The 729-nt window shown below is 69.8% G+C and carries 1 pseudogene; it reads left to right on the forward strand.

Going from position 1 to position 729, the window contains the following annotated elements:
• Window positions 1-600: pseudogene (locus ACFR9S_RS08420) on the forward strand (HPP family protein); the annotation flags it as partial.
• Between the last annotated feature and the right edge of the window lie 129 nt (window positions 601-729).

Raw genomic sequence — 729 nt, forward strand, 5'->3', positions numbered from 1 at the left:
GGGATCGCCGAGCGCCTGCGGGCCGACTACGGCGTCCCGTGTGAGGTGATCGTCGCCAGCGGCGACCCCGCGGCGACGGTGCTCGACACCGCCGAGCGCGCCAACTGCGACCTCGTGATCACCCCCTACGAGACCGAGGACGGCGCGCTCTCGCCGTACATCCGGACGGTGCTCTCCGGCCCCGTCGACGCCATCGTCCACCGCTCGACCGGGACGACCGACTGGCGGCGGGTGATGGTGCCGATCGCCCGGCCCGGCGATACGGCCCACGCGATGGTGGACTTCGCGAGCCGACTGGCCGGCGACGACGGCCGGGTGAGTGTCTGTACCTGCATCGACGCCGACGGCTCGCGGCGGGCCGCCGAACACCGCCTCTCGAACGTCGTCGAGACGTTCGACGGGCCCGTGGAGACGCGGGTCGCCCGGGCGGAGATTACGACGTACATCGAGGAGAACGCCGGCGCGTACGATCTGGTGATGCTCGGCTCCTCCGGCGAGCGCTCGACGGCCTCGCGGCTGATCTCGCCGCCGACGTTCAAGCGGTTGAAGGAGGTGGACTGCGACGTGGCGGTGGTGGATCGGGGCGATGTTGGACGGTGATTGTTGGGTTCAGCGAGGGAAAGCGTCGACACTCGGTGGGTCGTTGGTAACTGCAACAGCAACCGCAACAGCGTCTCGATCGTTGACCACTTGCGACCGCAGTGTGCCGGGCACGAGGCCCGGCACAGC

Source organism: Halolamina salina, assembly GCF_042678005.1.
GTDB lineage: Archaea > Halobacteriota > Halobacteria > Halobacteriales > Haloferacaceae > Halolamina > Halolamina salina.